The organism is uncultured Cellulomonas sp. (genome assembly GCF_963527515.1).
Lineage (GTDB): Bacteria > Actinomycetota > Actinomycetes > Actinomycetales > Cellulomonadaceae > Cellulomonas.
In genome coordinates this window covers 26,207-41,098 of the sequence record NZ_CAURTV010000023.1, presented here as the reverse complement: position 1 = coordinate 41,098, position 14,892 = coordinate 26,207, and the positions used below count along the sequence as shown (strand labels likewise).

Genomic DNA, 14,892 nt, shown 5'->3' with positions numbered 1-14,892 from the left:
CCTTCGGTGCGGGGGGCGTCGGTGCGGGCGCGCTGGCGACCGCGGCGGTGGCGGCCGGTCCAGCCGTCGCGACGGCCGCGGCAGCGGGGTCGGTGTCAGGCTCGTCCGCGACGGGCTCGCCCTCAGCGCTCGCGTCGGCGGGCTCGACCTCCTCCGCCTTCTCGCCTACCGCAGCCATGTTCGCCGCAGCCACGTTCGCCGCAGGCAGGTTCGCCGCAGCCACGTCGGAGGCAGTCTCGTCCGCAGGGACGTCCTCCACAGCAGTGACGTTCGCAGGGACGTCGTCCACAGCAGTGACGTTCGCAGGGACGTCGTCCGCAGCAGTCTCGTCCGCAGGGACGTCGTCCAGAGCGGTCTCGTCCGAAGCGGGGTCGTCCACAGCGGTCACGCCCGCATGACCGTCATCGACGGCGGTCGCGGCCGAGGACGCGTCCTCTGCCGTCGGCTCGTCACCATCCGGCCGACCGATGTCCGAGCCGCCCTCAGCGACCCGGTCCACGGCTGTCGCCCCGACCGACGCGTCGGCGGCCGGGTCGTCACCGGCGTCGGGCTCAGTTGCGGCCCGGCCGGTGTCGGCGAGAGCCGCATCGGCACCCGGCTCACGGGCGGCACGGTCGGAATCATCGTCGGCGGTAGCGATCGGGTCGACGACGGCCTCCTGGGCACCGACGGCGTCGTCGTCGGCTGCGCGGGCATCGACGCGCGCAGCATCGCCGTCAGCATCGGCTGTGGGGGCGTCGACCGCAGCAACATCGCCGTCGACGAGGGCATCGTCAACCGCTCCGCCAGCATCGGCGGCGTCGGCGTCGGCGTCGGCGCCGCTGCTGGCGTCGGGCCGGTCCACATCCGGCTCGCTAGTGATCGCCTCGTCGGCGGCGAGCGTCGCCGTGGCGTCCGGCTGATCGGCGGGCGCGTCCGGGTCTCCGGGCACGGCGTCGCTCGGAAGCTCCTCGACCGACGTCTCGACGGCGACCCGGTCGTCGAGGGGCGTCTCGTCACCTTCCGTCGCCGGAGCCAGGGCTTCGTCACCGGTCTCGTCGGGCGCAACGTCGTCACCGGCAGGCACGCCGGGCTGCTCGTCATCGACGGCAGGGACGCCGTCGGTCGACTCGTCCGGTGCGGCGGCCGCCGGGTCGCCCGGCCCGGGCACGTCGGTCTCGTCGCCCGACTCCAGCACGACACCCTCGCCGTCGGGCTCCGGCAGCGACTCGTCGGCGGGCTCCGGCAGCGACTCGTCGGCGGGCTCCGGCACACCGGCCTCGTCGTCGGAGACCTCAGACTCGGGCGGGGGCGTCGCCTCGGCGCCACCCCACACCGGCCAGACCGGGTCCGACGACTGACGGGCGGTCCCCGCGGACGCCGAGCCTTGCGGGCTGCCCTCGCTGGGCTGTCCGGGCTCGTCGCGCTCGGTGCCGTTACTCATCCTGCTCCCCCGCTGCTCCCACGCACGCACAACGCGTCCGCGCGAGTCTACGTGTCTGGGCGCAGCGTCGTGCTCGCGCCACTGCGCGACGGGGCCGTTCTCACCCGGCGGTAGGCGCCACCTCTTCGACCCAGGACCAGGGAGGTCCGCCGCGTGTCCTCGCCAACCGCTCATGGTGCTGGTGTGACAGGAGGGACGCAGGACGTCTCCCACGGAACCCTCTGAGCACTCGTGCCCCACGAGCGGCTGGTTCAGACACGCGCGCCGAGACCCGTCACTGGGGAGGCGTCAGCGGACCGGGCGGAGCCGTCCGCGCAGGTGCACCAGGCCGCCGGTGTCGGCGGCGCCCTGGGAGGCTGCGAGGACGGAGCCGACGACGATGTCGTGGTCCCCCGCACGGTGCACGGACTCAGTCCGGCAGTCGAACCACGCCGCCGCGCCGTCCACCCACACGGCGTCCGCGACGGGGGCGGCCCGGTGCGGGACGCGGGCGAGCTGCTCGATCGCGGGGCGTCCCGGGGAGGCGAGCCAGTCGGCGGTGTGGCCCTGGTCGTCGGCCAGGACGCTCACGGACCAGGTGTCCACGGCGTCCAGGGCGTCCCGGAACCGGGCGTCGGTGTGCACGCAGAACAGCAGCATCGGCGGCTCGAGGGAGACCGACGTGATCGCGCTGGCGGTCATCGCGTGCAGGGTCCCCCGCCACCGGAGGGTGACCACCGCGACGCCCGCGGGGAGGCGTCCGACCGCCGAGCGGAACTCCTCGGGCGCGACGGCGTCGTTCACGGCGCCGCGTCCGTCCCGTCACGCTCGACCGCCACCGGTGCGGACCGGGGACGCGGCCGGTCGTCGAACAGCCGGCCCGGCAGCACCGCCACCAGGATCGTCAGCACGATCGACCCGAGCACCCAGACCCAGCCGACGGCCTCACCGGCCGGCACGAGGAAGTCGCCACCGGGACCGCCCTGGGACAGCAGCTGGACCGCGGCCACCAGGCCGAGGGCGAACGTGCCGACCGCGGCGAGACCGGCGAAGGCGCGCGAGGTGACGCCGGCGACGAACGCCAGCGCGAGGCAGAGGACGACGCCCCAGGGCGGGACGCTGCGGTGCAGCACCGTGCCCAGGGTCCCGGCCACGACGCCGAGGACGAGCGTCAGGGCGAGCGACCCGATCTGGCCGGCGGAGAGGGGTTGCACGCGCGTCAGGCTACCGGGCGCACACCGACGGGCCAGACGATGTCCTCGCCCGAGCCGCCGGTGCCGCGCCGGTAGGTCTCCGTGGGAAGCATCGGCGCGAGGGCGCGGTTGCTCAGGGCGTAGCAGGCGACGAGCGCCGGCTCGTCGTCGATGGCCCGCACCGCCTGCACCTGCGTGACGTGCGCGCGCAGGGCACCGAGCACGCGGTCGCGGACGGGCAGCACGTCCACCGCGAGGTCCAGCTCGTCGTCCGGGACGGCCACGGACGGCAGCTCGGCGGTGGGGTCGGGCAGCTCCAGACCGGCGCGCAAGGAGCCCAGCGCGGCGAGCACCGCGTCGCCGCGCAGCGCCTGCAGCCCGCGCCGCAGCGCCAGGCGACCCTGGGCCGCCCAGAGCACGACCGGGACCGCGAACGCGGGGCGGTCGTCGTCCGGTCCCGATGCCGCGAACGTGACCGCCCACTGCGTGACCTCGTGCGCGCGGACGTGGTCGGGGTGCCCGTACCCGCCGTCGGGCTCGTAGGTGACGACGACGTCGGGGCGCCGGGCACGGATCACGCGAGCGAGCCGCTCGGCGGCCTCCTCGAGGCCCGCGGCGACGAACGCGCCCGGCGGGATCTCGTCGGGGCTGCCGGCCCGGCCGGTGCCCACCCACTCCATGCCGGAGTCCTCGAACCGGGTGCTGGTGCTCCCGGGCAGCGTGTCCAGGTACCCGCGGTCCCGCACCCCGAGCGCGGCCAACGCTCGACCGAGCTCACGGTCCCGGTGCGCGGCGAGCGCCGGTCCGTGGCCCTCGAGGTGCGCCAGCCGGGTGCCGATGACCTCGCCGCGCTCACCGCGCGTGCAGGTCACCACCGTCACCGGACGCCCGGCGGCCGCCCAGGTGGCGAGCAGCGCGCCCGTCGACAGCGTCTCGTCGTCGGGGTGCGCGTGCACCGCCAGGAGGCCGCCGGGCATCGGCGTCACGCAGGGATCAGGAACGCTTCGAGCGGGCGGTGATGCGCGCGCGCTCGGTCTGGTCGAGCACCACCTTGCGGATCCGCACGATGTCCGGCGTCACCTCGACGCACTCGTCCTCGCGGGCGAACTCGAGGGACTCCTCCAGCGTGAGCTTGCGCGGCGGGATGATGTTCTCGAAGTTGTCCGCCGCCGCGGAGCGCATGTTGGTGAGCTTCTTCTCCTTGGTGATGTTCACGTCCATGTCCTCGTTGCGCGAGTTCTCACCGACGATCTGGCCCTCGTAGACCTCCTGCGTGGCCTCGACGAAGAACGAGCCGCGGTCCTGCAGGTTGATCATGGCGAACGGCGTGACCGCACCGGCGCGGTCGGCGACGAGCGAGCCGTTGACGCGGGTGTCGATCGGGCCGGCCCACGGCTCGTAGCCGTCGGCGATGGACGACGCGATGCCGGTGCCGCGGGTGTCGGTCAGGAACCGCGTGCGGAAGCCGATGAGCCCGCGCGCCGGGACCAGGAACTCCATGCGGACCCAGCCGGTGCCGTGGTTCGACATGGTCTCCATGCGGCCCTTGCGCTGCGCGAGCAGCTGCGTCACGGCGCCGAGGTACTCCTCGGGGACGTCGATGGTCATGCGCTCGACCGGCTCGTGCACGTGGCCGTCGACCTTCTTGGTGACCACCTGCGGCTTGCCGACCGTCAGCTCGAAGCCCTCGCGGCGCATCTGCTCGACCAGGATGGCCAGCGCCAGCTCGCCGCGGCCCTGGACCTCCCAGGCGTCGGGACGCTCGGTGGGCAGCACGCGGAGCGAGACGTTGCCGACGAGCTCCTTGTCGAGCCGGTCCTTGACCTGGCGGGCGGTGACCTTGCGACCCTTGCCGCCGCGACCGGCCAACGGGGACGTGTTGATCCCGATGGTCATGGAGATCGCGGGGTCGTCCACCGTGATGAGCGGCAGCGGGCGCGGGTCGTCGGGGTCGGTCAGCGTCTCGCCGATGGTGATGTTCTCGATGCCGGCGACGGCGACGATGTCCCCGGGCCCGGCGGAGTCCGTGCTGACGCGGTCGAGTGCCTTGGTCTCCAGCAGCTCGGTGATCTTCACGTTCTGCAGGGTGCCGTCCGCGCGGGCCCACGCGACGGTCTGACCCTTGCGGATCGTGCCGTTGAAGACCCGGAGCAGGGCGAGGCGACCGAGGAACGGCGACGCGTCGAGGTTGGTGACGTGCGCCTGCAGCGGCGCGCCCTCGGTGTAGGTGGGTGCCGGGATGCGCTCGAGGATGGTCTTGAACAGCGGCTCGAGGTTCTCCGAGTCCGGCAGGCCACCGTCGGCGGGCTGGTTCAGCGAGGCACGGCCGGCCTTGGCGGCGGCGAACACGACGGGGACGTCGAGGATCGCGTCGAGGTCCAGGTCCGGGACGTCCTCGTGCAGGTCCGACGCCAGGCCCAGCAACAGGTCGGTCGCCTCGTGCACGACGTCGGTGATCCGGGCGTCGGGACGGTCGGTCTTGTTCACGACGAGGATCACGGGCAGCTTGGCGACGAGCGCCTTGCGGAGCACGAAGCGCGTCTGGGGCAGCGGACCCTCGGACGCGTCGACCAGCAGGACGACGCCGTCGACCATGGACAGGCCGCGCTCGACCTCACCGCCGAAGTCGGCGTGGCCGGGGGTGTCGATGACGTTGATGGTGACGCCGCCGGGCTCGCCGATCTCGGCCGCCGCGGGGCCCGTGTACCGGATCGCCGTGTTCTTGGCGAGGATCGTGATCCCCTTCTCGCGCTCCAGGTCGCCGGAGTCCATGGCGCGCTCGTCGACGTGGGCGTGCGAGCCGAACGAGCCGGACTGCCAGAGCATGGCGTCGACGAGGGTCGTCTTGCCGTGGTCGACGTGGGCGACGATGGCGACGTTGCGCAGGTCGGCACGCACGCTCGTGCCGGCGGACGTCCTCGGCGCAGTCGTGGGCTCAGACATGGGGAACTCATCTCAGAAGGTGGGGAGCGCGTCGAGTCGTCGGCCGCGCCATCCAATCTTACCTGCCTCCCCGTCGTGCCGCGTCAGAAGGTGATCAGACCCACGTCAGCCCGCGGCGCGCGCCCAGGCCCACCACGACGTCAGGTCGGCCCGCCCGAGCTGCAGCGGCGCGACGTCGGGAGCGGCCGGCGTGCTGCCCGCGGTGGGCGCGGCGGATCCGCGGGTGGCGACGACGACCGGCTGCCGCACGAGCGACAGCACGGCACCCCCGGCCTCCAGGGTCGCGGCGACCGCGGCCAGCTGGTCGTCGGCGGCTGCCGGGTCGAGCGTCTGCGCGAGAGCGCCCGCGGCCGCGTCGGTGGCGGCGTCCGTCCAGCCGGTGACGTTCGTCGCGCCCCCCGTCCTCCACCGCGCGAGCACCGACTCCACCGGCAGGTCCGCCTGCGGCACGGGGACCAGCGCCGCGTCCCAGGCCTCGGGCGCGCCCGCCAGGTCCGGACCCAGGCCACCGGTCGCGGTGTACTCCTCGACCTCGAACCCGGCCTCGGCCGCCGACTCCCCGACCAGGACGAGCATCCGCGCGCGCAGCGGGTCGGTCGTGTTGGTGAGCACGCGGACGACCACCGGGTCCGTCACCCCGGCCTCGGTGAGCAGGGCGCGGGCTGCGGGCAGGTCCGCGTCGCCCCGCCCTTCGGCGTCGTCGGCCGACGGTGCTGCGGACGGCAGCAGAGCCCCCGCGACGGCCGCCTCCGGCCACAGCGGCGTGACGACGTCGGCGACGGCGTCCCGCGGGACCGTCAGCAGGAACGCCCGCCGGACGGTCGACGCCACCGCCGCGTCGCCGCCGTAGGTGGCCGGGTCGAACGCTCCCCCACCCGCTGCCTGGAGCTGGAGCTGCAGGACGCTGTCGCCGCCGGCGCGCACGTCGGCGCCCGTGACCTCCTCCAGCGCCTTGAGCACGTCCGGCGTCGCCACCGGGGCGACGACGTCGACCGATCCGGCGGCCAGGGCCTCTGCCTGCTGCAGGGGATCCAGGTCGCTGCGCACGACCACGCGCTCGTAGACCGCCCCGGCCGCGCCCGCGTACTGCTCGTTGCGGACCAGCTCGACGCGCTCGCCCGGGACGATGGCGTCGATGACGTACGGACCCGTCGAGACCGCCTGGTCCACGTGCTGGGCCAGGGCGTCCGCCTCGAACTCGCTCCGCCACGCGGCCGAGACCGAGCGCAGCGCCTCCTTGTCCTCGTCGACGACGGCCTTCGTGACCGCTGCCGCTGCGGCCGCCGCGTCCTCCACCCCCAGGGCCGTCTGCCCCAGCACGTGGGCGGGGAGGTTGACGTCCAGCGCCACCTGCCAGTCCGGCACGGGGGTCGCGTAGACGAGGGTGAGGGTCGCGCCCTCCACCACCGGCAGGGCCTGAGCCTGGGTGAGCGCGGGCGACGCCGCCGCGAACGCCACGCCCGCGTCGAGCGCGTCGTTGTTCACGACCTCGCCCTGCGCGTCGAGCTCGGGCGCGACGTCGTCGAGCTGGCCGCTGCGCGCCGCCCACTCGAGCAGCAGGTCGGCAGCCGTGACGGGGGTGCCGTCGGACCAGGTGGCCGCCGGGTCGATCGTGTACCGCACGGTCAGGGGTGCGTCGGCGACCTTCTCCACGGTGCCGAAGCCCGCGTCGGGCACCGCGGCGCCGGACTCGTCGAGCGAGACGAACCCGTCCTGCACGAGCGACCGCACCAGGGTGCTGCCCGCGGCACGACCCTGCGCGGTGCCCCCGTTGAGCGAGGTGAACGGCGCAGCGACCGCCACGACCACCGTGCCCGTCCGCGCGGGCGCCGGCTCCGACGTGGTGCACGCCCCCAGCAGCGCCAGGGCGCCGACCGTCCCCGCTACCGCACGCCACCTGCGTCGCACCACGACCTCCGCTCACACTCCGTCATCGGGCGAAACCGCCCATGGGTGCGCTATCGGCCCATGACACCCGCAACTGAACCTTGCCGGACATCTCGTCCAGGTCGCGGACGCCACGCAGGCCCGGTCGGAGCGATCCGGCCGGGCCTGCGGGGACGAGCGTCGTGCGGGGTCAGGACCTGTCGAGCAGGAGCGAGCGCAGCTCGCGGCGCTCGCGCTGCTTGTCCGGGTCGGGCAGCGGCACGGCGGCGATGAGCCGCTGCGTGTACGCCTCCTGCGGGTTGCGCAGGATCGCGTCGCGCGTGCCCTGCTCGACGATCACGCCGCGGCGCATCACGGCGATGCGGTCGGCCAGCACGTCGACGACCGCGAGGTCGTGCGTGACGAACAGGCACGCGAACTTGAGCCGGGACTGCAGGTCCTGGAGCAGCTCGAGGACGGTGGCCTGCACCGAGACGTCCAGGGCGGACGTCGGCTCGTCGGCCACCAGCAGCTCCGGGGACAGGGAGATCGCCCGGGCGATGCCGACGCGCTGCTTCTGCCCGCCCGACAGCTCGTGCGGGTAGCGGTTGCGGTAGCTGCGCGGCAGCTGCACCTGGTCGAGGAGCTCCTCGATCCGCTTCTGCAGCGCGTCGCCCTTGGCCACACCCGCGAGGTACATCGGCTCGCCGATGCTCTCCCCGACGGGCAGCCGCGGGTTCAGCGACGACGACGGGTCCTGGAAGACCATGCCGACCTTGCGCCGCAGCGACCGGAGCTTCTTGGCGTCGCGCTTGGTCAGCTCGACGCCCGCGACCGTCAGGGTGCCCTCGACCACCGGCAGCAGGCCGACGGCCGCACGCCCGATGGTCGTCTTGCCGGAGCCCGACTCGCCGACCAGGCCGACGACCTCACCGGGCCGGATGACCAGGTTGGCGCCCTCGACCGCGCGGAAGGCCGGCATCCGGCCCTGCTTCGGGTACTCGATGGCGACGTCGACCAGCTGGAGGATCGGGGTGGTGCCCTCGACGTCGAGCGCCCGCTGCGCACGCTCCGAGATCTCCAGGGCGCGGCGGTTGGCCGCCTCCCGGCGGGCCAGCTCCTCGGCGTCGACCGAGAGGGCGTCCTCGTTGCCCGTGGCCGCGGCGAGCGCGGCGGTGAGGTCGATCTCCTCGCCCGTCGAGTCGGCGGCACCGAGGTGCGGGACCGCCGCGAGCAGCTCCTGGGTGTACGGGTGCTGCGGGCTGCCGAAGATCTCCCGCGCGCTGCCGGTCTCGACGATCAGACCGCGACGCATGACCGCGATCCGGTCCGCCAGGTCCGCCACCACGCCCATGTCGTGCGTGATGAGGATGACCGCGGAACGCAAATGGTCGCGCAGGTTCCGCATGAGCTCGAGGATCTCGGCCTGCACCGTGACGTCGAGCGCGGTCGTCGGTTCGTCGGCGATCAGCAGCACCGGGTCGTTGGACAGCGACTGCGCGATCATCGCACGCTGCCGCTGGCCGCCCGAGAGCTGGTGCGGGTAGGAGTTGAACGCCTTGACGGGGTCCGGCAGCTCCACCATGGTCAGCAGCTCGAGCGCGCGGTCCCGGGCCTGCGTCGGGGACATCATGTTGTGCAGCCGCAGGGCCTCGATGATCTGGGCGCCGATCGTGTAGACCGGGTTCAGCGCCGTCATGGGCTCCTGGAAGATCATCGCGATCTCGTTGCCGCGGATCTCCCGGACCCGGGACGACGACATCTCGCTCATCTCCTGGCCCAGCAGCTTGATGCTGCCCGTGACGCGCGCGTTCTTCGGCAGCAGGCCGAGCAGCGCCATCGAGCTGACGGACTTGCCCGAGCCCGACTCCCCCACGATGGCGAGGACCTCGCCGGCGTGGACCTCGAAGCTGACGTCGATCGCCGCCGGGATCCACTTCTTGTCCACGGCGAAGTCGATGGACAGGTCGGTGACCTGGAGGACGGGTGCGTCCTGGGCGGTCGTGTCGGTCATCGTGTGACTCCTGAGATCATGCGGGCATGCGTGCCGAGAGTGGCGACCTGTCCTACAGGCCGCGCAGCAGATATGTGTCGACGATCGCCGCCTGGGTGGTGGTCGCGGGACTGACGGCCGCGCGGGGCTTCGAGGACGGCGGGACCGCGGTGCTCCGGGCGCTGCCGCTCGCGGTCACGCTCGGCCTGCTGGCGTGGCTGGCCTTCTGGCGGCCCCGCGTCGACGTGACCGACGAGGGCGTGGTGCTGGTCAACCCGCTGCGGACGATCCACGTCCCGTGGGCTGCGCTCATCGACGTCGAGACCCAGTACTCGCTGACCCTGGTCACCCCGCACGGGCGCTACCGCGCGTGGGCGGCGCCCGGGCCGGGCCGTCACCAGGTGGTCACGGCCGGCAACGAGGAGCTGGCCGGCATGTCCCGCCTGGCCCGTGACTCGCGCGGGGCCGTGGCCATCGGGGACCTGCCGAGCGCCCCGTCCGGCCAGGTGGCCGCCATGGTGCGCCGGCGGTGGGAGCACCTCGCGGAGAGCGAGCAGCTGGCCCTCGGTGTCGCGGACGAGACCCCGGTGGTCGCGGTGTGGAACCGTCCGGCGATCGTCCTGCTGGGTGCGGCGGCGGTCGGTGTCGTGGTCGTGGCGCTGACCTGACGTCACCGCCGGCCCTCACCGTCGTCGTTGGTCTCGCCCATGTCGCGCGGCTGGTCCAGCGGCTGGACGATGCCACCCGAGGCCACGGTCGTCGCGCCGCCCGCCGCCACCGGACCGCGCGCGGTCGGCTGGGCGTACAGGTCGGGGCGCTCGCGCGTCTCCTTGACCCGGCGCAGCGCGAACTTCTTCTGCCGCGGGTCGAACGCGTCGCGCAGCCCGTCGCCGATGAAGTTGATGGTCAGGCAGATGATGACGATGAAGATGCCGGGCCACCAGAACAGCCACGGTCGCGTGGCGAACGCCGCCTGGTTGGCGCTGATCAGCAGGCCGAGCGACACGTCGGGCGACCGCACCCCGAGCTGCACGTAGCTGAGGGCGGTCTCGGTGAGGATCGCCGCCGACATCAGCAGCGTCGTGTTCACCGTGATGACGCCCACGGCGTTCGGCAGGATGTGCTTGAAGATGATCCGGCGGCTCGACGCCCCGGCCAGCCGGGCCGCGTCGACGAACTCGCGCTCCCGCAGGGTCAGGAAGTCACCGCGCACGAGGCGGGCCATGCCGGTCCAGGACACCAGGCCGAGGAACAGGCCCAGCGCCCAGATGCTCTTGGCCGAGTTGGCCACCACCGCGGCCGCGATGAGCGCCGGGATGATGATGATCATGTCGGTGAACCGCATGAGCACGGCTTCGACCTTGCCGCGGAAGAAGCCGGCGCTGGACCCGACGAGCACCCCCACCATGGCGGCGATCGCGCCGACCATGAGCATGATGAACATCGAGATCTGCGTCCCGCGCATGGTCATCGCGAACATGTCGCGACCGACGCGGTCCTGCCCGAAGGGGTGGTCGCCCAGCGAGAACGGCAGGAGCTGCAGCGTCGGCCGGCCCCCGTCCATGAGCTGCGGGGTCTGCAGGTAGCTGTACTTCCACCAGCCCGGGATCGGACCGAGCCCGATCGCCGAGACGGCCAGCAGGAGCACGCCGAACAGGACGGCCATGCTCACGACGGCACCGGTGTGGCCGAAGAACCGCCGCAGGACGATGCGTCCCTGGCTCAGGCCCTTGACGTCCTCCGGGTTCTCCGGGGTGGTCGGGTTGGGCGGGACGTCCGCCGTGTTCTCCAGGATGGCGGTCATGCCTTCACCCTCACTCGCGGGTCGAGGGCCGAGTACGTGAGGTCGGCCAGCAGGTTGAACGTCACCGCGGTGATGCCGGTCACCAGGAACACGCCCATGACGGGGTTCGGGTCGACGTTGTGCAGGCCGGTGAGGAACAGCTGCCCCATGCCCTTGAACGAGAACACGTTCTCGGTGATCACCGCCCCGCCGATGAGACCACCGATGTCGATCGCGACGATCGTGGCCAGCGGGATCATCGCGTTGCGGAACGCGTGCCGCGTGACCACGACGCGCTCGGACAGGCCCTTGGCGCGCGCGGTGCGGACGTAGTCCTGGCCCATCACCTCGAGCATCGACGCCCGCGAGTAGCGCGTGTACGACGCCAGCGAGATGAGGATCAGCGCGATCGTCGGCAGGATCAGGTGGGTGTACTTGTCCAGGCCGGTGATCCAGAAGTCGCCGTCGAGCCCGGGGGTCTCGGCGCCGATCGTGGCGATCGGCCGGTTCCGGATGCGCGAGTTGCCCATGTAGTCCGGCCACGACTGCATGAACCGGTCGAGCACGATGAGGAAGCCGACCACGAAGCTGGTCAGCGCCGCGGCCTTCATCGACTGGCCCCGGTCGTAGCCGCCCATGAGGTACCCGACCAGCAGTCCGACGCCGACCGCCACGACGGCGAGGCCCAGGACCAGCCAGAGGCTCGCGTTGTCCAGCAGCGGCTGGATCGCGAAGTACGCGACGACGCCGATCCCGACCGCGATGAGCGAGGAGTACAGCGCCTTGCGGTTCTGCAGGCCGGCGAAGAGCACCGTGAACCCGTACGCGGCGGCGATGCCGGTGACGGTGATCACGACGACCCCGAGCGACGGCGTCGTGAACCAGCGCGTCACGGACAGGTAGTACATGACGACCGCGGTGACCAGGAACGCGACGCCGAAGGTCAGCAGCCGGCGCTTGAGGGTCCCCGCGATGATCACGGTCCACACCAGGCCGACCACCAGCGACACCACCAGCACCGTGCTGTTGGCGATGAAGGGGTCTCGGAGGAAGTCGTTGAAGCCGATGGCCCCGAACTCCTTGAGCAGCACCGCGACCCAGAACACGGGGAGCGAGAAGAACAGGAACGTGATGAAGGTGACCGAGTAGTCCAGGGTGCTGTACTGCCGCAGCGCCGTGATGACCCCGATCGTCACACCGAGCAGGATCGCGAGCAGCGCGGCCGTCGTCACGAGCTGCAGCGTGGTCGGGATGGCTCCCGACAGCGCGGCCGTGACCGGCTGGTTCTGGAGCGTCACGCCCAGGTCGCACTGCCCCGCGAACGGGATGGCGCACTTGACGGCGCCGCTGAGCCAGATGAAGTACCGCAGCGCGGGCGGCACGTCGAGGTGCAGCAGCTCCGTGCGTCGGGCCATGAGATCGGCCTTGCTCGGCGAGTTGCTCGACCGGATCTCGGCCAGCGGGTCGCCCGAGTAGGCGATGAGCAGATAGACGATGAACGACGCGCCCAGCAGGATCAGCAGGGACGCGAGCAACCGTCGAAGGATGTAGGTGGTCATCGTTTCTCAGGTGTCGGTGTCGGGGCGGCACGCCGAACCGCGTGCCGGAAGTAGTCAAGCGTAATTCAGAGGCCGCCCCCAGCACTCCACTGGCTCCGTCGTCCCTGTTCAGCGTGCTGGAGACGGACCCGAAGGTGCCGGGCCACCGCGAGCGGTCGACCCGGCACCTTCGGTCGTTCAGGCGACTGTCACACAGTCGGCCGGTGGTGCGCTACGGAGGCCAGGATCAGCCGTCGTTGACGCTCCAGTTCCAGACGTTCCACCAGACACCGTTCTGGTTGGGGTTGTACGCGTCGATGCCCTCGACGCGCTCGGCGACGGCGTCGACTCCCACGCTCTGGAAGAACGGCAGGCCGTAGGCGGCGGCGAAGATCTTGGCGTCGATCTCCTGCTGCAGGCGGGTCTGCTCGTCGACGTCCGTGGTCGTGATGAGCTCAGCCATCAGCTCGTCCGCGGCCGGGTCCGTGAACCCGTTGAAGTTCGACGCAGCACCGGAGCCGAAGATCTGCGGCACGCCGCTGACGCCGACGCCCGGGGAGGTCCAGCCGAAGATCGACGCGTCGTAGGAGCCGTCACCGAGGCGCGAGCCCCACTTGGCGTCACCCTGGTCGTCGATGATGAACCCGGCCTCGGAGGCCGACTGCTGGATCAGCGTGAACGCGTCAACACGGTTCGGGTTGTTGACGTTGTAGAGGATGCGCACCGTCGGCGTGGCGCCGGCGAGGAGCTCCTTGGCGCCCGCGATGTCGGGCTCGGCGTACTCGGACGAGCCGTTGTTCTCGACCGAGTCGGCGTAGCCGTCCTGGGCGGGCACGAACAGCTGGGAGTCGAGGATCTTGGCCTCGGGGTCCAGCGGCGTGATGATCGCGTCGAGGATCGCCTGGCGGGGGATCGTCTTGAGGAACGCCTCACGGACGTTCTGGTCGGCGAAGACACCCGAGAAGTTCAGGTCGATGTGGTCGTACGCGAGCTGGTTGCCCTTGTGGACCTCGACACCCTCGAGACCCTCGAGCGCGGCGAGCGTGTCGGCGTTGGCCTGCGGCGAGATGACGTCGACCTCGCCGTTCTGCAGCGCCTGGACCATGGCGGACGGGTCCGCGATGGTGCGGATGGTGATCTCGTCCAGCTTCGGACCGAAGTCACCCTCGTACTTGTCGTTGGCGACCATCGTGACCGACTGGCCCTCGACGACGTCCGAGACGATGTACGGGCCGCTCGACAGGTACAGCGACGGGTCGCTGGGCAGCGTGCGGGAGTCGAAGCCGGTGTTGTAGAAGTCGGCGACGGCCTTGAGGGCCGTGTCCGTCGGGACCGGCGCCGCCGAGTCGCCGCGGGGCTTGTCCTTCAGCAGGTCGACCAGCGCCTGGCCGTCGGCGAGGCCGCCACCCTTGGCGACGACGTGGGCCGGACGGTCGAGACCGAAGGCGATCTCCCAGTCGGCGAACGGCTTCGAGTACGTCAGCGTGATGCTGCGGTTGTCGTCGCCGATCTCCGGGAACTCCGTGAGGCTCAGGCCCTCGGTCGACCCGGCGTAGCTGAAGTAGCTGGTGCCGGTCGTGGCGTTGCCCTCGGCGTCGAAGTTGCCGCCGTCGTCGTAGAAGCCGGAGTACACGGCCCACGCGAGGATGAGGTCGTCGGCGTCGATCGGCTCACCGTCGGACCAGGTCTCGCCCTCGTTGACGGTGTACTTGACCGTCAGCGGGTCGTCGCTCGTCTTCTCCATCGTGCCGAACGACTCGTCGCGCTGGACCTTGAGGTCGCCGTCGATGTAGTAGAAGTTCGAGTTGGTGGCGAGCGAGACCTTCGAGTTGATGTCCGTGTTGCCGTTGGCCGTCGAGGTGTTGAACGAGAAGAACTCGTTCACCTCGGCAGCGACGAGCGTGCCACCCGTGGTCGCGGCGGCCGACTCCGACGGAGATGCCGTGTCCGTCGGGGTGTTGGAGCACGCGGTGAGCACCAGGGCGCCGGCTGCAAGGACAGCAGTCGCGGCGCTGATTCGCCTGATCTTCAATGTTCCTCCTGGGAAGGGGTGGACGCTGCCTTGCGCGCTCCGCCGTCGCACGACTGCTGCAAGGGCCGGAGCGGTCGGGTGTGATGCACGTCCGCCGTGAGTTGAGAGACAAGGTAAGTCACTGCTGCTCGGACATATCAGG

The 14,892-nt window shown here is 71.7% G+C and carries 10 protein-coding genes and 1 pseudogene; 1 reads left to right on the top strand and 10 read right to left on the bottom strand.

The genetic code is table 11. The annotated features are described in order from the left end of the window. The 7 genes and pseudogenes from RYN42_RS08335 to RYN42_RS08305 form a co-directional block, all read right to left on the bottom strand. Nucleotides 1-1,066 (bottom strand): annotated as a pseudogene (locus tag RYN42_RS08335) (hypothetical protein); the annotation flags it as partial. Between the two features lie 645 nt (nucleotides 1,067-1,711). Further along, nucleotides 1,712-2,206: a flavin reductase family protein gene (locus tag RYN42_RS08330; protein WP_315095297.1), complete on the bottom strand. Its 495-nt coding sequence runs from the start codon at nucleotides 2,204-2,206 to the stop codon at nucleotides 1,712-1,714. Next, a complete protein-coding gene (locus tag RYN42_RS08325) occupies nucleotides 2,203-2,616 on the bottom strand; it encodes a DUF6113 family protein (RefSeq protein WP_315095296.1) in 414 nt (137 codons plus the stop codon). The genes RYN42_RS08330 and RYN42_RS08325 overlap by 4 nt, the downstream gene beginning before the upstream one ends. 5 nt (nucleotides 2,617-2,621) lie before the next feature. Next, nucleotides 2,622-3,572 (bottom strand): PIG-L family deacetylase, encoded by a 951-nt coding sequence (locus tag RYN42_RS08320; RefSeq protein ID WP_315095300.1) that lies wholly within the window; start codon nucleotides 3,570-3,572, stop codon nucleotides 2,622-2,624. Between the two features lie 16 nt (nucleotides 3,573-3,588). Continuing rightward, complete coding sequence (typA, locus tag RYN42_RS08315; RefSeq protein WP_315095295.1) at nucleotides 3,589-5,538, bottom strand: translational GTPase TypA; 1,950 nt, start codon at nucleotides 5,536-5,538, stop codon at nucleotides 3,589-3,591. A gap of 105 nt (nucleotides 5,539-5,643) precedes the next feature. Continuing rightward, nucleotides 5,644-7,446, bottom strand: coding sequence for an ABC transporter substrate-binding protein (locus RYN42_RS08310; protein ID WP_315095294.1), 1,803 nt, complete (start codon nucleotides 7,444-7,446; stop codon nucleotides 5,644-5,646). Nucleotides 7,447-7,615: 169 nt separating this feature from the next. Continuing rightward, entirely contained in the window at nucleotides 7,616-9,418 is a 1,803-nt protein-coding gene (locus tag RYN42_RS08305) for an ABC transporter ATP-binding protein (RefSeq protein WP_315095293.1), read from the bottom strand. 26 nt (nucleotides 9,419-9,444) lie between these two features. On the opposite strand from RYN42_RS08305, the gene RYN42_RS08300 reads away from it, so the two are divergent. Beyond that, nucleotides 9,445-10,065 (top strand): PH domain-containing protein, encoded by a 621-nt coding sequence (locus RYN42_RS08300; RefSeq protein ID WP_315095292.1) that lies wholly within the window; start codon nucleotides 9,445-9,447, stop codon nucleotides 10,063-10,065. A gap of 2 nt (nucleotides 10,066-10,067) precedes the next feature. On the opposite strand, the gene RYN42_RS08295 is transcribed toward RYN42_RS08300, so the two are convergent. The 3 genes from RYN42_RS08295 to RYN42_RS08285 all read right to left on the bottom strand — a co-directional run bounded on the left by RYN42_RS08295 (nucleotide 10,068) and on the right by RYN42_RS08285 (nucleotide 14,750). Then, the gene (locus RYN42_RS08295; protein ID WP_315095291.1) at nucleotides 10,068-11,201 is read right to left on the bottom strand and encodes an ABC transporter permease; all 1,134 of its coding nucleotides are present in this window, start codon (nucleotides 11,199-11,201) and stop codon (nucleotides 10,068-10,070) included. Next, complete coding sequence (locus tag RYN42_RS08290) at nucleotides 11,198-12,739, bottom strand: ABC transporter permease (RefSeq protein ID WP_315095290.1); 1,542 nt, start codon at nucleotides 12,737-12,739, stop codon at nucleotides 11,198-11,200. The genes RYN42_RS08295 and RYN42_RS08290 overlap by 4 nt, the downstream gene beginning before the upstream one ends. 226 nt (nucleotides 12,740-12,965) lie before the next feature. Beyond that, nucleotides 12,966-14,750, bottom strand: coding sequence for an ABC transporter family substrate-binding protein (locus RYN42_RS08285; protein WP_315095289.1), 1,785 nt, complete (start codon nucleotides 14,748-14,750; stop codon nucleotides 12,966-12,968). Between the last annotated feature and the right edge of the window lie 142 nt (nucleotides 14,751-14,892).